Origin of the sequence: Candidatus Methylopumilus planktonicus (assembly GCF_000981505.1) — a bacterium.
Classification (GTDB): domain Bacteria; phylum Pseudomonadota; class Gammaproteobacteria; order Burkholderiales; family Methylophilaceae; genus Methylopumilus; species Methylopumilus planktonicus.
In genome coordinates, this window is record NZ_LN827929.1 from 472,187 (window position 1) to 490,127 (window position 17,941).

Consider the following 17,941-nt stretch of genomic DNA (forward strand, 5'->3'; position numbering starts at 1 on the left):
TGTTATTAAAAAATTTTCTTGGAGGGTATCATTATGATGAAATTATCAAAACTCTTTCTGTGTTTAACCCTTCTCTTAGGATTTAACTTCAACGCTTTGGCAGATAATAGCAAAGGCGATTATTTCTGGAATGGTAAAAACTATGGTCGTGGTGCTGGTCAGGCCGCACCTCTGAAGTGTGACGGCGGTTCAGAAATGAACGGTGGCTTATGTTACAACTCATGTAGAGATGGATATCACGGCGTTGGTCCAGTTTGCTGGCTCAATCAGGCTAGTTATGGAAGGGGCGCGGGTTCAATTCCTCACCTTGTTAAATTTAAACAAGTCTGTCGGGATGGTAAACACATGGAAGATGGCATGTGTTATGTCCCCTGCAGAGGCGGATTCCATGGTGTTGGACCGGTATGTCATGCAGATTCAAGTGGCAGCTATGGTCGCGGTGGAGGTCATGCTGCTAAATTAATATGTGATGGCGGCAAAGAAATGGATGCTGGCCTTTGCTATAAATCCTGCAGAGCTGGCTTCACAGGTAAAGGTCCAGTATGTTGGGGGACAGCACCTGCGGGTTATCATTCTTGCGGAATGGGCGTAGCTATTAATGAGTCTGTGTGCGCAAGCGTAACCGAAAGCCAGGTTCAGGCAGTAGCTGAGTTGATCGCTTTTGGTGTAACAATGGGAGGCTCGGGGGCGGCGAAAGTTGCTATTAAAGATGCTACAAGAATCGAAGAGGGAGAAAAAGCTGCTTCAATAATGGGCAAATTCTTTAAGTCGCTAGAAGGTAAGTTGAAAGAATTAAACGATGTAACAAAGCCTGTAACTAATACTCTTGCGGACCTAAAGGCTGAGTATAAAAATTTTCTTTCACCTGAAGTTAAGAGACAAATTAAGGCTGCAAATTTTACTTTTGCCGCGGGCAATGCTTCATTACAGTTATTTTTAGATTCTCAACAAAATTTAGATGAGGTAACTATGTTAACTTTGGTTAGAGATCTTGCGTCTTTAACTAGCCTTGTTGATCCTTCGCCTGTGTCTGATGTAATTTCAGCTTATGCTTACCCAGCTTTATAAATATAACCAGCTTACTTTTAAAGATTTAGGCTGTAGGTGCTTAGTTTTTTTCAATTACATTAATTAAGCTATTACTTTATTTGTTTCATAAAAAGCCACTCTTAGTAGTGGCTTTTTTTATGTCCGGTGTGCTTAGGTGTGCAGGCTGATTTTAATTTCAAAAAACTTCTACGTCTGCCACTGTTAGGATCTTGCAGGGTGAGATCTCTTGATATTTAACTGATACTAGGAAGTGGGAGAGTTGCACAAATTAATTCACAGAGTATAGTTGTCTTACCTATGAGATATTTCGCTTTATTTTTGTATCTTTATTCGATAGCAACAAGTAATGCTGCGAATGATTCACATTGCTACTCAATCAAAAGCTCTGACCAAAAAAATTTCTGTCTTGCCCTTGTAAAAAAACAAGATACCTATTGTTATTCAATTCATGAGCCTGACTCAAAAAACTTATGTTTGGCACAAATCAAGAATCAGAAAAGTTATTGCTATAGTATTAAAACTAGCGATATTAAGAATCATTGTTTAGCCATACAAAAATAGTATAGAAATGAAAAAACTAGCAATCAGTAAGAGGGTTTCAAAAGTTTTTTTCTGTAAGCTATAGACAAAGTAATGGTTTAGAATTTAGAATAAGTCATGTCAAAAAATCAAAAACTCTATATAACAATTAGTTTAATCCTAATTGGATCTTGGCTTTATGCCACGCCCTACCTAACCATCTACACCATGAAAAAAGCAATTGAAAATAATGATGCAACCAAATTTTCATCTCATGTGAATTACCCATCATTACGAGAAAGCTTCAAAAATATCTTTAAAGCGGCTATCAATAAAGAAATGATGAAAGATTCAGATAAGGATGGTCTCGGGAAGGCATTTAGCATTGCTTTTGCTTCCGCTATTATCGATCCTTTAGTGGATAGTTTTGTGACACCAGAAAGCCTTGTAATGATGATGGAAGGCAAAAAACCAAAAATTAATGAAAGTAACAAAAAAACAGCCACAAGTAGTAGCGAAAAAAAATCTAACATATCTATGGGATATGACGGAATAGATTATTTTGTTTTAGATGCCAAAGACGAAAAAAATGAAATTCAATTTTCATTTGTTTTTAAAAGGAAAGGTATTTGGGACTGGGAACTCACTTCCGTTAGAAATTTAAAAACCTAGTTAAAAGTAATCTAATTTTCAATTTAAGATATTTGTTTTATAGCAAAAAGAAATAAGATTTTAAAAGCCACATTCAACTGTGGCTTTTTTTATGTCTGGTGTGCTTTGGTGTGCTAGGTGATTTTAATCGAAAAAAAACTTCTATCTCTGCCACTGCCTGGGTCATCTAGGGTGAGATCTCTTGATATTTAACTGATACTGCGAGTCCGCTGCTTGACCTTTTGAGCTAATCCCCCAGAATGAGATATTTTACAGTATTTGTCTAGGTTGTAGAGGGGGTGGGCTCGGGGATTTTGGCAGGGGTGAAATAGGGGTGTGTTAGAAATATCCGGAATCAGGAGATTTTATGGGATGCGGGTACCATAATGATGCTGACAAATGGCTCGAAGAGTGCTTTTCAGAAGAGCAATAACTTATTTTTTGATATACTGTTGGAACTATGAAAAGTGCATATAAAAAAATAGGAAGTTGGATTGCAATCTTCACAATGCTTTTAACATCCTTTATGCCATTAATTTCACACGCAGTTGAATCACAAAATAACCTTCAGAATTTAGAGGTGATTTGTACTTCTCAAGGCTTTAAATTTGTTTCGACGCAAAATCATAGTCCGGATAAAAGTCCTATAAATATCAAACATGACCATTGTATTTATTGTTCCATCTCTTCAGATAAGACTTATTTACTTCCAATAAACACGCAATTGGGTTCAGCGGTAATTCCTACCTCTGCGAAATTTTTTCTAGATTACGAATCTCCAATACTTCAATCTTACTTTAGATCCTCCCACCCTCCTCAAGCCCCACCAGTTATTTAATCTATCTATTAATGCATTACTTGTGCATAAATTTGCACAACTTTTATCTATTTTTCGAGATTGATTAAATGATTTTAAAGAGGATTATTCCTGCCATTTTATACTTATTTTTTATAGAGTCAGCATTGTCTGAAGAGCCTTCTGATTTAGTGTCCGGCACTATTACAGTAAAAGATTCTTTTATAGATAGCCGCATCATTAAATTTCCTGCTACGGTTGAAACTTATGACAAAAAGCAAATTGAAGAAAGTATTAATGCTGCAACGCCTGCTCAAACATTAAAATACTTACCAAGTATTCAGGTGCGCGAAAGATCGATTGGTGACCTGAACGGAATTATTGCATCGAGAACGATTGGTTCAATATCTAGTGCTCAAAGTATGCTTTATATGGACGGCATACTTTTATCTAATTTATTAGGCAATTCATTTTCCTTTCCACCTCGCTGGGGAATGGTTAGCCCTGAAGAAATTCAAAATATAAGCATGATGTATGGGCCTTTTTCATCTATCTATGCAGGTAATTCATTAGGTGGCGTAATAAATATCAACACTCGTATGCCAGCGAAATTTGAAAGTCATGTTAGCGCTCAAGGATTTCATCAGAATTTTAAACTTTATGGCACCAATCAAACTTCAATTGGGAACCATGAAACAGCTTCATTTGGAAACAAGATAAATGATTTAAGTTTTTGGTTTGGCGTTAATCGCCTAGAGAACAGAGGTCAGCCCTTAGATTTTTCCGTCTTAAATCGTTCTACTACCGCTGCTGGCACAGAGAGTTTAATTACAGGGGCGTATCAAGATATTAGTGAAAAGAATACAAATAGGGTGGTATTTGGTGCCACGAATATAACCGACTCAACTCAAACAAATATTAAATTCAAAGCTACTTATGACCTAGCTAATCAAACTAAACTAAATTATACGATCGGGATTTGGGATCTTGATAGCAAAACAGATGTGCAAAGCTATATAAAAGATTTAAACGGCAACTCTATTTATTATGGCGATGTAAATTTTAATAACAAGAAATATACAGTTGGAGCAATGAACCCTGCAAAGGCAGAAGCGTTGCATATTATGCAAGCGCTTGATTTTAAATCTGATGCAAAGGGCTTTTATGATTGGCAGTTTACACTTTCAAATTACAACTATAGTAAAGACTTAAGTAATAGTTCAGATTTAGCTACCGCTGGCCAAGTTAATCCTTATACGCAAACTACCGTAGGTAAACTGACAGATCAAAATGGAACGGGCTGGACAATACTTGATGCAAGAGGAACATTTAGACCAAAAGATCATACGATTGATATTGGTTATCATATCGATGTCTATCAATTAAGAACTACAACAAATTTCACTAGTGATTGGACGGTAAATCAAAAAGGAGTATTAAACACAGCCTCAACTGGGAATACACAAACGCAAGCTCTTTATATTCAAGATAAATGGCAGCTTTCCCCGCTATGGTCTCTAACTTTAGGGGGTCGCGAAGAGTATTGGAAGGCTTATGAAGGGTCAAATTACAATAGTGCAAGTACTCCAATTTTAACTAATTATTCAGACAAATCGGATGCAAAATTTTCGCCTAAAGCATCTTTGAATTACGAACCAGTTCCAGCATGGGGATTTAGAGCTGCTTTTGGTAAAGCCTACAGATTTCCTACAGTAAATGAGCTTTATCAACAATTAACTTCAACAACTGGTAATAATGCCATTCAAAATAACCCTAATTTAAAGCCCGAGGAAATATTCTCTGCAGAACTTACTGCTGAAAGAAGATTTTTGAATGGCTTAGTAAGAGTGAGCTTTTTTAATGAACATAAATATGATGCACTACTTTCTCAAACAACTACAGTGAATGTAAACACAAATTGTCCATCAGTGGGTGCAACTCAACAGTGTACTTATATTCAAAATGTGGATCATATAAGAACATATGGGGCTGAGCTATCAACTCAATGGCAAAATGTTTTTATTTCCGGACTTGATTTGAATGCCAATGCAACCTTAACTGATGGAAAAGTTTTACAAGATTCATTAACGCCTACAAATATAGGTAAAAATGCCCCGAGACTTCCCAAGCAACTTTATAAAGCTGTCGCAACTTATCACGTTGATAATAATTTGACTTTGAGTTTAGCGACTCGCTATAGTGGAAGACAATATATTAATTTAGATAATAGTGATACGAATCCAGAGACTTACAAAGCGGCTAGCCAATTCTTATTCGTTGATGTCAAAGCAAACTATAAATTCAAAGATAGGTGGGCAGCATCATTGGGAGTAGATAATATTTTTAATGATCAAGCGTATGTTTCTCATCCTTATCCACAAAGAACCGGTTATGTACAAATTAAATTTAATTATTAAGAGGTGTGCTTAGGTGTGCTTGCAGAAATTACTTCCAAAAAAACTTCTTGGACTGCCACTGCCTGGGTCATCTAGGGTGAGATCTCTTGATATTTAACTGATCTGCGAGTCCGCTGCTCTACCAGCTGAGCTAATCCCCCAGAAAGTGATATTTTACAGTATTTGTGGGCGTTGAAGAGGGCTTGGGTGGGTCAAAAGTAGCGGGGGTGGAATAGGGGGGTGTTAAAAAACATCCGGAATCCGGAGATTTTGGTTGTTTATACTTTTTCTTTTTTGTTGCGAGCACGAATGTTTAGAACTTCTACCGCAAGAGAAAAAGCCATTGCAAAATAAACATATCCTTTTGGAATATGAACATCAAGACTTTCAGCAATTAAAACAAAACCAACAATCATCAAGAAAGACAGCGCCAAGACTTTAATCGATGGATGGCGATGCACAAAATCACCAATAGATTTGGCAGCCCAAAGCATAAAAAAGACAGACGCTAAAACAGCAGCAATCATGATTGAAATTTCATCAACTAAGCCAACTGCAGTAATGACACTATCTAGTGAGAAAACTATATCTAGAATCCCAATTTGGACGATAGCACCCCAAAAAATCTTCTGAATAGATTTTGACTTGAGATTTGAGGTGTTGATTTCCTTGGTAGTTTCTTCTTCTGCTTCAACCTCAAGATAAATTTCCTTACTGGCTTTCCATAAAAGAAATAAGCCCCCAAAGAGCAAGATTAAATCTCTACCACTAATTTCTTGGTTGTAAAAAGCAAAAAGCGGTTCTGTTAAGCCCATTACCCACGATAAACTCAGCAGTAATAAAACGCGTGTAATTAATGCGAATAATAGACCAAATCGACGGACCGATTCGCGTATTTCTAATGGTAGACGATTGGCAAGAACGCTAATGAAGATAATGTTGTCAATGCCCAAAACAATTTCAAGTGCTGTAAGTGTTAAAAAAGCAATGATTGTATTTGGGTCAAGAATGAATTCAAGCATTCTTTAAGTCTATCAGGGGAATAAAAGCTTTGGAATAGGGGTGTATTGCAAAAAATCCGAATTCGGAGAATTATTTTATGAGGGTATTAATAAATCTTCGCTGAGCAAATAGGGCAGGAACATTTCCAAGAATGCACAAACCACTCAAATACTTCATTTTTATTCTTATTTTTCATAGTTTACTCACAAGTAATTAAACGCAATCAGTCATTGCGGATGTATATCTTTGCCAACATACCGTATCACCCTGTTTACATACGAAAACATCACCGTCTGTAGTTTTTAAAACTTTGAGTTGAGTATTTTTAGAAGCTTTATGTGTTTTAAGTTTCCGCGATGCTTTAACTAATTGTCTTGATTTTGTAAGCATAACTATCCCCTTTAAATTTTAAAGAAAATTAATAATGTCTAGTTTATTAATTTACCAGTAACACGCAACTTTACTTGTTAAATGAATCTACTTTTATGAGCAAAACTCTATAGGATTAGTTCACTTAATATTGGCTAAGTAAATTCATGAAGAAAAATTAAAAAATTGGCTCTAAATGATTCAGGGGGCAAGCAGAGTTTGCGGTTTGAAAAAGATGAGGGTAAATAAAAAAACACCTAGAAAGGTGTTATAAGTTGCTGTAATTATTACAGGCAGTTTAGTCAAAATGATGCACTTTTATTATAAGTCGCCGAATCGGTTTTTCCAATTTTAAAAAGAAGAGTAAATCAGAATGCACACCGATTGTTTTAGCGCTCTTCAATAGTTAAATAAGCTGCATTTTTAAAGTACACTTTTACACTACGCCTTAATTTAATGCATTTCAAGTAGTTTTTAAGTTGTTACTCATTAGAGTTGTTATTTTAATTACACGACTGGGTTCTAGGCGTCAAAAGTTTTGACGAAGGACATTCGAAATATCCGGAATCCGGAGATTTTGCTATCAAATCTCCTTAATTGCGGAGGTAATGACCCGATAAGACGATTTAAGTAAAAAGACGGAAAGCACTAACCCTACTAAAGTATCTGCCCAACCATTATTTGTATACCAAACCAAACCTGACGCAATAATGACTGCAACATTATTCCTAATATCATTTCTTGAGCATTCCCATACTGAAGACATATTGATATCTTGATCTTTATGTTTAGTCAGTAAAAATAAGCAGGCAGCGTTACCAAGTAAAGCTATGAAACCTACAATGCTCATGACTTCAAATATAGGAATCGTGTGATTGATAATATGTTGGATAACCTGAAATAAAACGAATAACGCACCGACTAATATTAATAGTCCTTTAAACAAAGCCACTTTAGCTTTAGCTTGATTGCTCTTGTAGATGACAAATAAACTTAAAGCATAAGTAATCGCATCACCTAAATCATCTAAGCTTTCTGACATCAAGCCTGTTGAATGTGACATCCAACCAGAACTAAAAACAATCAAGAACAAGAACACGTTAATCGCTAAAACGATTTTTAATGTTTTTGATTGATTTACTTTTAAGGCATCAACAGCACAGCTTTTATTTTCGCAACAATCTGACATTTGGTATCTTATTAAGTTGAGTCTTAGCTGCTTGACCAGCTGAGCTAATCCCCCAGATAGTGATATTTTACAGTATTTGTCTGCTAGACAGAAGGTTCAGGCTAGGGGATTTTGGCAGGGGTGGAATAGGGGTGTGTTATAAAACATCCGGAATCCGGAGATTTTACTTGCCAACATAAAATGAATTTTTATATAGTAGATTAATGAATAGATTATTAGCCTTTTTAATTTTTATCTTTTTGAGTCTTGCTTCATCACGGTCTTTTGCAGAATGGATTGAGATAAACAAATCCGTATCTGGGAATACATTTTATATGGATACCGCAAAGATAAAAAATAATAATGGTAAGGTGTATTACTGGACAATACAGGATTACTTAAAACCTGCTGATGGGATTTTTTCAGGTAAAAGTTATATTGAAGCAACCTGCAAAACCCCATTGAAACAAAGATATCTTGCTGTAACTTTATATGCTGGCCCTATGGCAACAGGTCAAAGTTTTAGTGTTTCAGCGAAAGAAATTGAGGCGGTAGGTTGGAGAACTCCGCACCCAGGTTCTGCTGAGGAAGGAAATCAAAAATATGCCTGCAAGTTCAAGTGAAGCCGCAGCAATGGGGGTATTCTATGTGTAGTGTGCTTAGGTGTGCTATAAAACATCCGAAATCCGGAGATTTTTGTCACTATCCCCCATCATAAATATTTCATCATAGTTTCACAATCAATAGGTATTGTAGGATCGTTCCCCAAAGAATATTTGCCCTCGTAAAAGAGGGCTTTTTTTACTTGAAACATGTATGGTTAATTTTGAATATAACTTTGAGCTATTAAAAGCTACACGCCTAAGCAAAAAAGTATCAGCGCAAAGTATTGCTGTTGATTTATGTTTGGCTGAACGTCAAATCATTTCTATCGAAGAAAATAGCGCTCAATATTTCCCATCTAAATCTCTTAAATACGCCAGCTTAAAAAAATACATATTAGCGCTTGGATTAAAAAATGAGGATGTCATCTTCAATTTTAATGAAGTCGATCCCATCCCTAGCTTACTGAAGAAGGAATAGATTATGCAGAGATTAAGCAATCTATCTATTATCTTAAGCGCAATCATTGCAATACTATTTGGACTTGAGTATTTTTCTGAAGCAAAATCTGTGATCGTAGCATTTCCTTTGTATCTCACAGGGCATTATATTAAACATAATTTTACCTATCGCAATTTTAAGATAAGCACACGATCAAAACCTTTTTTTAAATCTATATTAAAAAATTCAATTCATGCTATCGCTTATATAACCATCTTTATTTTTCTAGGGTATTTACTGCTAGCCATCTCAAAAACTGATTTTTATCTAAATAATCTCCAGAGTTTGACTCAAGGCACTATTAGTTTAATGGATGAAGTTATTAAATTTTGGATCAACTTACCTTATCGATTGATGAAATATGGACAATAAGCACCCTGCACTACAAAACGCCTGTGATTTTGTTAAAGCCAATCTGCATCTTAAAATTTCGATGCTAGATCTAAAGCACCATACTAAATACTCTGAACGATCTTTACAGTTGATATTTAAGAAACACTTAAATAAAAGTCCATTTGAATATATTGAAGAGCAAAGATTGTTAAAGGCTCACGAATTGATTAAGCAGCATAAACAATCAAAGAAAACTACTCACATTGCTACAGAAGTAGGATTTAGGCATTTAGGAAGATTCTCTGTGAACTTCAAAAAAAGGTTTGGCATTCATCCTTCAGTTTTAGCTCGATCTTAACTTAGAGATCACCGTCAAAACTTTTGACACTTGGTGTGCTTAGGTGTGCTGTCAGAAATTACTTCCAAAAAACTTCTACCTCTGCCACTGCCTGGTTCTTACAAGGTGAGATCTCTTGATATTTAACTGATCTGCGAGTCCGCTGCTTGACCAGCTGAGCTAATCCCCCAGAAAGTGATATTTCACAGTATTTGTGGGCTAATCAGTTTCGTCTGCCCCTCGAATTTGATTCACATCAATATGTGACTTCTGCGATATGGTTTGCCTATAAGTTTTTTCTTGTTCTATTCTAAAAGTGCAATCTTCTTCGTGATTTTCAATGAGCCCGTTAATGGCTGTTGTTTCAATTTTGCAATAACTGCATCGATACTTATACATTTCGCCTTCAATATGTTCTTGCGGGTAATCAATCCAGAATTTAGGTTCCACGAATTACTTTAAGTTTGATACATGGGTAGGAGAGACACCCTGACACGTTATTTCTGCCGTCACTTTCGGCTTATGCCAATCCTGGCTCTTGAGGACTGATGAAGTACGTCCAGTATTCTTTGAAGCGAGTCTTAAAATGGGACGTTTAATTTTTATATGGACCACAGTCATAAGAAAATTTTCTTTAATTCATAATTAGAGCAATTAGGACATCGATGTAATTTTATGATTTCATCAAAAAAAGTTTCGACAATACCGCCATCCCAGTTACAGCTTGTAAATTCGTAAAGTATTCTATTATTCTGCGATTGCTTAATTTTAAGCATATCTATATTTTTTAATTTCATGATAGCTATAGCCTACTCTTAATAATGTGATATTCCACCTATTTTTGAAGTTTTTAAAACCATAAGAGTAGTAGTGTTTATTGAGTGTCGTTGAAACTTTTAACTCAGTTTCTAAAAGTCGTTTAAAACGACTTTTTTTGTCATATATAAAATATTCAGAATTCTGAGATTTTAAGTGTTGGCATTTGATGAAGATAAAAAGAAAGCCACTCTAAAGTGGCTTAGGTGAGCATCTATATGATTAAAACTTAATATTACTGACCACTATATTCAGCACCTTGATTAAATGGACCATTACCCCCAATCAATAATGCATCTGTAGGGTGAAATGGTTTAAAATCTGCTTCTGCTTTAACATCATTTCCATATTCAGCACCTTGATTAAATGGACCATTACCACCAATCAACAAGGCATCTGTGGGATGAAACGGTTTAAAGCCTAAATCTTCTTCCGCAAAAAGAGGAACGCTCAAGAAAGAAAGTAAAAAAACAAAAGCTAATATTTTTTTCATAATACTTACTCCGGTAATTTAAACAAGTCTAAATGTGCAAAATATTGAATATTTTTTGACCTTTAGAAAGTTAGCCTATGCCTATATTGTAGGGATGTCAACGATAAACAACAATTTGATTGAATATGTCTCTTTAAGATGTTTAGGCTATGTGTTTTTGGCAGGGGTGGAATAGGGGTGTGTAAAAAAAAGCCCAACAAAATTGCTGGGCTTTTTTAATTCTATTAACTTAGAAATTAGGCTGGTAAAATTACTGCATCAATTACATGTATCACGCCATTTGTACATTCAATATCTGTTGTGATTACATTTGCAGAACCATTAAGCTTAACGCCACCATCAGTACTAATTGCTATATCAGCCCCATTAACAGTTGTTGCACTTTTACCATTTAAGCTAACAACATCACTCGCCATTACTTTACCAGCAACTACGTGATAAGTTAGGATAGCTGTTAATTTTGGAATATCTGCTAATAGTGCTTCAACAGTGCCAGCGGGGAGATTTGCAAATGCCTCATCCGTAGGTGCAAAAACTGTAAACGGACCTGAACCCTTTAATGTATCTACTAAACCCGCTGCTGTTACTGCTGCTGCTAGGGTATTAAATTTACCTGCCGCAACTGCGGTGTCAATAATATCGTGCATGTGATTCCTTTTAAAAAAATTTAAATATAGTGTTTTGAAATTTCCTGCATAAAAATAAAATAGGGCACTTAACTTCATGCCCTATTAGGGTATTACTAATTAATTTTTTCGATTACAAAGTCAATTATTATTTAGGCATTAAAACGGAGTCAATAACGTGGATCACACCGTTAGAGGCATCAATATCCGTTGCCGTAACCTTTGACATATTAACTACAACACCATTAGCAGTTGAAATTTTGATTGTTTTGCCATTCACTGTTGCCACATCACCAGTTTTTACATCCTTAGCCATGACCTTACTTGGCACAACATGGTAAGTTAATACTGCTGATAACTTTTCTTTGTTAGCTAATAATGCATCTAAGTCAGCTTTTGGTATTTTTGCAAATGCTTCATCTGTTGGTGCAAAAACAGTATATGGGCCTTTACCCTTTAAAGTATTTACTAAATCAGCAGCTTTTAGCGCTACGACTAATGTTTTAAAATTACCAGCTGCAACAGCAGTGTCTACAATATCCTTAGCAGCAAAAGCTGTTAGAGATGAAATAGCGAAGATTGAACCTACGAGAATTGATACTAAAGTACGTTTCATTAATTTACTCCAAAAAATAAAGTCTTTCACTGAAGTAGCAACATTGCAACTTCAGAAGACAACACTTGGAGCTAACTATGCAACTTACGTTCGCTAAAATATTAATTTATTTTTAAAAATTGTCATATTCACGTCACAGACCCTTTACTTTTTAAGTACTGAAAAGTCTACCGCTCTAACAGCTGAGCTTACAACCCAGAGACAAGTATTTTGGGGTATTTGTCTGTGTTGAATAGAGTTCAACACGGGGTGCCACTAATTTAATCGCCATATTACACACAATCAGTCATTGCGGATGTATATCTTTGCCAACATACCGTATCACCCTGTTTACATACGAAAACATCACCATCCGACGTTCTTAACACTTTTAGTTCAGAGTCTTCAGGAGCTTTAAGTGTTTTAAGCTTTTGAGACGCTTTAACTTGTTGCCTTGTTTTTGAAGGCATATATTTCCCCTCTAAATTTTAAATAAAATTAATAATGTCTAGTTAATTAATTTACCAGTAACACGCAACTTACTTGTTAAATGAATCTACATTTATGAGCAAAACTCTATAGGATTAGTTCACTTAATATTGACTAAGTAAATTCATGAAAAGACTGTGTGGATGAGGCGAAGCTGATTAGAGAAATAAGATTTGATTGATATAAAAAAGCACTCAACACAGTGGTTTTTTTATATTCGGTGTGTTGTGTTAGAAAACATCCGGAATCCGGAGATTTTGAATTGAACTCGCTAAGTTAAATTAACTCTTATAAAATATGTTAAAAAAAGTTATTGTCCGTAAAATATAAGAATTAAGGAGAGCAACATGAGTCGTATATTAAAAAATTATTGGAAGATCCTACCTGACTTTTATTGGAGTTCAATTTTATTAAGAGTACCTTTAGCTACTCTGTTTATCACATCTGGACTAAGTAAATTACCTTATCATGCCGCAGATGGTATGGCCCTTGGTATGCCAGCTTTAGTATGGTTATTGGTGATTGTCAGTGAAATTGGCTCAGGTGTGGGATTGATGATAGGAGGCCTCACTACGCTGCCTCGAATAAGGGACAATGCCTTGTTGGCTGGATTGGGAGATATGTTGACTAGATTCAGCGGTATTGTGATGTGTTGTGTTATCACCGGGATAATTTGGACTGTTCTAAAACCAGACAATCTTTGGCGGTTTATTACCACCGACTACCTTCATTTTAGTCTTTGGGTTGGTGGGTTATATTTTGCCCTGCGTGGCAACTGGGCTGTGCGTGCAACTCAACTAAATTCTAATTAAATATAACTGTTGAAAGAGACCGCTCCTCTGCCAGCCGAGCTAATTACCTAGAGCGCGATTTAATAATGAATATTTTGATAATATAAAATTATAAAAAAGCTTATTTTTTCTTAGCTTGCCAGTATGTCACTTTTTGTTCTTTGCTAAAGAAATCAAACATGGCCTTTCTTCGTAAGGTTTCTTCCGCTTCTTCTTCTGAAATTTTTTCGGTTGTAGCTTTTATTTGTATCACGGATTTCATTTGATTGGACCACTGAGAATGAACCTCAAACCCATTTTCGTCCATACATCTTTCCATAATAAGAATCTTATCGCTTAGAATTTCATACTTTTGAAATTCCACAATGGCCTCCCTATTCGCAACTGCATTTTCTGCAACTCCAGTGCACATGTCACCTTTTTCTTGTAAGAAAGTTCTGGGACCCGCTGCACCTCTATCATCTCCCGCAGTAAAATTGGCCCTAAAATAAGCAGCCAAAAGAATTCCAATAACGCCTATCAAAATAGTTATCTTTCTTGCCATGCTATTAATCTTATTATTTGAATATTCCTTATCATAAAACTTTTTTTTCACTGGTTCAAATTAAATAAAATTGGCGGAATGAAAGTTATAATAAATTTAAAACAAAATTAATGAAGCGACATCTTAATTCTTGAATTACAACCTAGAATCTCATGATAAAAAGGTAAACGATGCATACAGAGATCACCTCGCTCCAAGATATTCATGAGCACCTATGGAAAGAATTGGGCCGCGCTTGCGTTGATCGCCATCATGAATGGCGTGCATTTACCCTCGCCTCGATTGGGATGGATCATCAAGTAAATGCCAGGACTGTAATTTTAAGACGTGTGGATAGGATTTCTGCAAAACTCGAGGCATACTCCGATAGTCGCAGTCCTAAAGTCAGTGAGCTTATAAAAGACCCGCATGCACTTTTTCTTTTTTGGAGTAAACGTTTAAATTGGCAACTCCGTATCAAAGTAACTATGACAGTCTTAACCTCAGGTCCTTACGTGGAAAATTTATGGGAACGGGTCAAACAATCTGCCTCAGCTCGTGACTATATGTCTCACTCCACTCCAGGATCAGCACTAAATGATAGTTCATCCCAAAAAATGAAAGACAATGATTCAAACTTTTTTGCAGTTTTGCAAGGCCATGTATCAGAAGTGGATTGGCTTGAGCTTTCAAAAAAAGGTCACCGCCGAGCGAAATTTATAGGAACATCCTCTGAATGGATAACTCCATAAAAAGGAGTGAGTTACAAAATATCCGGAATCCAGAGATTTTGTATAAGCTTATCTACTTTTCTTAGAATTATATTGACGCGCATAGTGCTAATATTCAATGTTAGGAACTACTAAAGGAACTTGATTATGACTATACGTATAGGTGATGAAGCCCCAAACTTTACTGCAAACACTACCGAAGGCAGCGTCAATTTTCATGAATGGATTGGAAATGGCTGGGCTATTCTTTTTTCTCACCCAAAAGATTTCACTCCTGTATGTACTACTGAATTAGGTTATGTTGCGAAATTAAAGCCAGAATTTGATAAGCGAAATACTAAAGCTATTGGATTAAGTATTGATCCTGTGAGTGATCACGAAAGATGGGTTGGTGACATCACGGAAACTCAAGGTTACGCTGTAAATTATCCGCTAATTGGGGATGATGACTTAGTGGTAGCAAAACTCTACGACATGATTCACCCTAATGCGAGTGGAGGTTCAAGAACAGCTCAAGATAATGCAACCGTTAGATCAGTCTTTATTATTGGGCCAGATAAAAATATTAAAGCTATTCTTATCTACCCAATGAGTGCAGGAAGAAACTTTGATGAAATCTTAAGGTTACTTGACGCAATACAACTAAATGCTAAACATCAGGTTGCAACACCTGTGAATTGGAAAAATGGTGATGACGTGATTATTCCACCAACTGTTTCCAATGAAGAAGCACAAAAGAAATATCCAAGCGGATTTAAAACAATTAAACCCTACTTAAGAACAGTGCAACAGCCAAAGTAATTTCAAATAACAAAAAGCCCACAATATTGTGGGCTTTTTGTTTTAGTTCAAGAGACTTATATATTGAAGAAGATCTGCAGTTGATTCTTTGGCCCCAAACCATTCTGGTTAGACATGAGTGACACCTTAATTAAAACATTTGGAATCCGGGGATTTTTGACTATGACAGTCTAAAAACTCTAAGAAATATTTAGTTTTTTCGGAATTATTACTTCTCAATATCTAAGGCTTTCCCTTGAAGAAGATGAATTGCTTGAACATATTGATAATCAGCTTTTGTCCCTGTTTCAAATGAAGATTTATCTGAAAATATTTTTTTATTTTGTTCGGAAAGCTTTACAATTTTCGCAGAAGTTTCCTGAAGAGTGCTCTCTTTCTCATTTTCTAGATGATTCTTATAAGACGATTCGAATGTTTTAGCGACTGGCGTATCTGATATATCTGATGGATCTTCAGCAATGTAGTTAGGCAAAATGCCTTTTGCTTGTATTGATTTTCCGCTAGGGGTGTAATATTTTGCTATTGTTATTTTGATAGCTGACCCTGTTTTAAGAGGAAATAATTGTTGTATAGTACCTTTCCCAAAAGTTTGGGTACCTAAAATTATAGCTCTCTTGTGATCTTGTAAGGCCCCTGCAACAATTTCAGCAGCAGAAGCTGATCCATTATTAACCAATACAACTATAGGTATTTTTTTATATTCTTCTGAAATATCTTTTAAATAATCATTTTTTTCGCCACCTTCAACATAATTGTATGGGTTAGCAAATAATTTCATTTTTGCGTTATTAGTTTTACCATCTGAATATACAATTAGCTTGTCCTTTTCTAAGAAAGCAGCTGCAACTGCTACCGCAGAGGAAACCATACCTCCTGGGTTATTTCTCAAATCAATCACCAATCCCTTTAAAGGCCCTTTATTCTGTTCAGTAATAAGCTTCAAATTTTTTGCCAAATCAACCCCAGTGTTTTCTTGGAATTGTGTAATTCTTAAATATGGATAGTCTTGATTTGATAATTTAAATTTGATACTTGGATTTTTTATCGTTTCTCGAACAATGCTGAAAGATAAAGGCGCAGCTGTTTTTTTACGAAGTACTGAAAGTTTAACTGTCGTACCTTTAGGACCCCGAATTTTATTGATAGCCTCACTCAAGGTCATTCCTTTAACATTTTTGCCATCAATTTCAAATACAAGATCACCTGTTTTAAGACCTGCTTTGTATGCTGGAGAATCCTCAATAGGAGAAACTACTCTCACTAAACCATCTTCCATACCGGTATCAATACCTACACCTGAAAATTCTCCACTTGTAGCAGCAGTGAAATCTTTTTGAGCATCAATATCCAGATAAGAAGAGTGAGGGTCTAAATTGGTTACAAGACCATTTATGGCTCCTTCCATCAATTTTTTATCATCAATATTATCTACATAATCAGATTTAATTTTTCCATAAACCTCTTCTAATTTTTTTTGTAGTTCCGGAGGAATAATTGATTCATTCTTGGTTAATGCAAATGCATTGGTATATATGAAGCATGTAAGTATTATTAATACACTTAGTTTTTTATAAAATTGGTTCATTTGATCCTCTATAAATAATAATCTTTATATTTTCCTTAGTATCTTATCTGTAAGAATAAATAGGTACAAAGCCTTAAGTGTTACTTGAAATTCTTTTCGATATACGCAAATAACTTATGATCAGGATTTGCAATGCCACACGAAATAACGCTAGCGTCATACCCTGCTTTTGGAATATCTTTTATTCATAAAATTTTGTTCCAAAATCTACTGAAATCATCAGAGGTTTAATCAAATTACAAGCTTTATCCATTTTTCTATATGTCCCTGTAAAACTTACATCAGATTTCTTCGTGACATTTGCATGCTCAATCGTGACTGTATCTGTATCATCAATAACAGTTTATAGCTCTGCTTCAGCGAATGAAATAAAAGAGAAAGCAAGGGATGCTAAAAGGGCTTCTGTAGTAAAACTTTCATTAATTTTACTCAGTAATGAAAATTAAAACTAAGTGTTTCCGTTAAGATATAAATAAAAGTACATGAATACTACTACTTTATTCACAACCTTACACACAATCTGTCATTGCAGATGTATATCTTTGCCAACATACCATATCACCCTGTTTACATACGAAAACATCACCATCTGTTGTTTTTAATACTTTTAGTTGGGTATTTTTGGAGGCTTTATGAGCTTTAAGTTTCTGTGATGCTTTAACTAATTGTCTTGATTTTATTAACATAACTATCCCTTTAAAATTTTAAAAAAATTAGTAATATTTTTTTATGGCCACTTATTAAAAACAGGTAACTTTAATTATTC

General features: G+C 35.3%; 24 protein-coding genes. 12 read left to right on the plus strand and 12 right to left on the minus strand.

Going from position 1 to position 17,941, the window contains the following annotated elements:
• Positions 1-33 precede the first annotated feature (33 nt).
• The 5 genes from BN1208_RS02720 to BN1208_RS02735 all read left to right on the plus strand — a co-directional run bounded on the left by BN1208_RS02720 (position 34) and on the right by BN1208_RS02735 (position 5,433).
• Complete coding sequence (locus tag BN1208_RS02720) at positions 34-1,068, plus strand: hypothetical protein (RefSeq protein ID WP_156157773.1); 1,035 nt, start codon at positions 34-36, stop codon at positions 1,066-1,068.
• Between the two features lie 279 nt (positions 1,069-1,347).
• On the plus strand, positions 1,348-1,611 hold the full coding sequence (locus BN1208_RS07270) for a hypothetical protein (protein WP_156157774.1): 264 nt from the start codon (positions 1,348-1,350) through the stop codon (positions 1,609-1,611).
• A 96-nt stretch (positions 1,612-1,707) separates the two neighbouring features.
• A complete protein-coding gene (locus BN1208_RS02725; protein ID WP_046487680.1) occupies positions 1,708-2,241 on the plus strand; it encodes a DUF2939 domain-containing protein in 534 nt (177 codons plus the stop codon).
• Positions 2,242-2,680: 439 nt separating this feature from the next.
• Entirely contained in the window at positions 2,681-3,058 is a 378-nt protein-coding gene (locus tag BN1208_RS02730) for a DUF2946 domain-containing protein (RefSeq protein WP_046487682.1), read from the plus strand.
• Positions 3,059-3,126: 68 nt separating this feature from the next.
• Positions 3,127-5,433 carry a TonB-dependent receptor gene (locus tag BN1208_RS02735; RefSeq protein WP_046487685.1) on the plus strand — a complete coding sequence of 769 codons (2,307 nt, stop codon included), beginning with the start codon at positions 3,127-3,129 and terminating at the stop codon, positions 5,431-5,433.
• Between the two features lie 257 nt (positions 5,434-5,690).
• On the opposite strand, the gene BN1208_RS02740 is transcribed toward BN1208_RS02735, so the two are convergent.
• The 3 genes from BN1208_RS02740 to BN1208_RS02745 form a co-directional block, all read right to left on the minus strand.
• The gene (locus BN1208_RS02740) at positions 5,691-6,434 is read right to left on the minus strand and encodes a TerC family protein (protein ID WP_046487688.1); all 744 of its coding nucleotides are present in this window, start codon (positions 6,432-6,434) and stop codon (positions 5,691-5,693) included.
• A 193-nt stretch (positions 6,435-6,627) separates the two neighbouring features.
• On the minus strand, positions 6,628-6,804 hold the full coding sequence (locus BN1208_RS07275) for a hypothetical protein (protein WP_156157775.1): 177 nt from the start codon (positions 6,802-6,804) through the stop codon (positions 6,628-6,630).
• Positions 6,805-7,366: 562 nt separating this feature from the next.
• Entirely contained in the window at positions 7,367-7,972 is a 606-nt protein-coding gene (locus BN1208_RS02745) for a cation efflux transmembrane domain-containing protein (protein WP_046487690.1), read from the minus strand.
• Positions 7,973-8,175: 203 nt separating this feature from the next.
• Between BN1208_RS02745 and BN1208_RS02750 the strand changes: the two genes are divergently transcribed.
• From BN1208_RS02750 to BN1208_RS02765, 4 genes are all read left to right on the plus strand, one after another.
• Complete coding sequence (locus tag BN1208_RS02750; protein ID WP_046487693.1) at positions 8,176-8,574, plus strand: surface-adhesin E family protein; 399 nt, start codon at positions 8,176-8,178, stop codon at positions 8,572-8,574.
• Between the two features lie 193 nt (positions 8,575-8,767).
• Positions 8,768-9,034: a helix-turn-helix domain-containing protein gene (locus tag BN1208_RS02755; protein WP_046487696.1), complete on the plus strand. Its 267-nt coding sequence runs from the start codon at positions 8,768-8,770 to the stop codon at positions 9,032-9,034.
• Between the two features lie 3 nt (positions 9,035-9,037).
• A complete protein-coding gene (locus BN1208_RS02760; RefSeq protein WP_046487697.1) occupies positions 9,038-9,427 on the plus strand; it encodes a hypothetical protein in 390 nt (129 codons plus the stop codon).
• Positions 9,417-9,746: a helix-turn-helix transcriptional regulator gene (locus BN1208_RS02765; RefSeq protein ID WP_046487698.1), complete on the plus strand. Its 330-nt coding sequence runs from the start codon at positions 9,417-9,419 to the stop codon at positions 9,744-9,746. The genes BN1208_RS02760 and BN1208_RS02765 overlap by 11 nt, the downstream gene beginning before the upstream one ends.
• A gap of 198 nt (positions 9,747-9,944) precedes the next feature.
• Here BN1208_RS02765 and BN1208_RS02770 read toward each other — a convergent pair whose 3' ends face one another.
• The 6 genes from BN1208_RS02770 to BN1208_RS07280 all read right to left on the minus strand — a co-directional run bounded on the left by BN1208_RS02770 (position 9,945) and on the right by BN1208_RS07280 (position 12,725).
• Positions 9,945-10,175 carry a hypothetical protein gene (locus BN1208_RS02770; RefSeq protein WP_046487699.1) on the minus strand — a complete coding sequence of 77 codons (231 nt, stop codon included), beginning with the start codon at positions 10,173-10,175 and terminating at the stop codon, positions 9,945-9,947.
• A 167-nt stretch (positions 10,176-10,342) separates the two neighbouring features.
• On the minus strand, positions 10,343-10,501 hold the full coding sequence (locus BN1208_RS02775; RefSeq protein ID WP_156157776.1) for a hypothetical protein: 159 nt from the start codon (positions 10,499-10,501) through the stop codon (positions 10,343-10,345).
• A 275-nt stretch (positions 10,502-10,776) separates the two neighbouring features.
• The gene (locus tag BN1208_RS02780; RefSeq protein WP_046487703.1) at positions 10,777-11,034 is read right to left on the minus strand and encodes a hypothetical protein; all 258 of its coding nucleotides are present in this window, start codon (positions 11,032-11,034) and stop codon (positions 10,777-10,779) included.
• 236 nt (positions 11,035-11,270) lie between these two features.
• Positions 11,271-11,681: a fasciclin domain-containing protein gene (locus BN1208_RS02785; protein ID WP_046487705.1), complete on the minus strand. Its 411-nt coding sequence runs from the start codon at positions 11,679-11,681 to the stop codon at positions 11,271-11,273.
• A gap of 127 nt (positions 11,682-11,808) precedes the next feature.
• Positions 11,809-12,276 (minus strand): fasciclin domain-containing protein, encoded by a 468-nt coding sequence (locus tag BN1208_RS02790; RefSeq protein ID WP_046487707.1) that lies wholly within the window; start codon positions 12,274-12,276, stop codon positions 11,809-11,811.
• A 272-nt stretch (positions 12,277-12,548) separates the two neighbouring features.
• Positions 12,549-12,725: a hypothetical protein gene (locus tag BN1208_RS07280; RefSeq protein WP_156157777.1), complete on the minus strand. Its 177-nt coding sequence runs from the start codon at positions 12,723-12,725 to the stop codon at positions 12,549-12,551.
• Between the two features lie 366 nt (positions 12,726-13,091).
• On the opposite strand from BN1208_RS07280, the gene BN1208_RS02795 reads away from it, so the two are divergent.
• Positions 13,092-13,556, plus strand: coding sequence for a DoxX family protein (locus BN1208_RS02795; RefSeq protein ID WP_046487709.1), 465 nt, complete (start codon positions 13,092-13,094; stop codon positions 13,554-13,556).
• A gap of 100 nt (positions 13,557-13,656) precedes the next feature.
• Here BN1208_RS02795 and BN1208_RS02800 read toward each other — a convergent pair whose 3' ends face one another.
• Positions 13,657-14,079, minus strand: a complete 423-nt coding sequence (locus BN1208_RS02800; RefSeq protein ID WP_046487712.1) for a hypothetical protein — start codon at positions 14,077-14,079, stop codon at positions 13,657-13,659.
• A gap of 170 nt (positions 14,080-14,249) precedes the next feature.
• Here BN1208_RS02800 and BN1208_RS02805 point away from each other — a divergent pair, with 170 nt between their 5' ends.
• Together BN1208_RS02805 and BN1208_RS02810 are read left to right on the plus strand one after the other, a co-directional pair.
• A complete protein-coding gene (locus tag BN1208_RS02805) occupies positions 14,250-14,810 on the plus strand; it encodes a pyridoxamine 5'-phosphate oxidase family protein (RefSeq protein WP_046487714.1) in 561 nt (186 codons plus the stop codon).
• A 126-nt stretch (positions 14,811-14,936) separates the two neighbouring features.
• Complete coding sequence (locus tag BN1208_RS02810; protein WP_046487716.1) at positions 14,937-15,590, plus strand: peroxiredoxin; 654 nt, start codon at positions 14,937-14,939, stop codon at positions 15,588-15,590.
• Between the two features lie 208 nt (positions 15,591-15,798).
• Here the strand turns inward: BN1208_RS02810 and BN1208_RS02815 are convergent, their stop codons facing one another.
• Together BN1208_RS02815 and BN1208_RS07285 are read right to left on the minus strand one after the other, a co-directional pair.
• Positions 15,799-17,175 (minus strand): S41 family peptidase, encoded by a 1,377-nt coding sequence (locus BN1208_RS02815; protein WP_046487718.1) that lies wholly within the window; start codon positions 17,173-17,175, stop codon positions 15,799-15,801.
• 509 nt (positions 17,176-17,684) lie between these two features.
• Positions 17,685-17,861: a hypothetical protein gene (locus BN1208_RS07285; RefSeq protein WP_156157778.1), complete on the minus strand. Its 177-nt coding sequence runs from the start codon at positions 17,859-17,861 to the stop codon at positions 17,685-17,687.
• Positions 17,862-17,941: the final 80 nt, after the last annotated feature.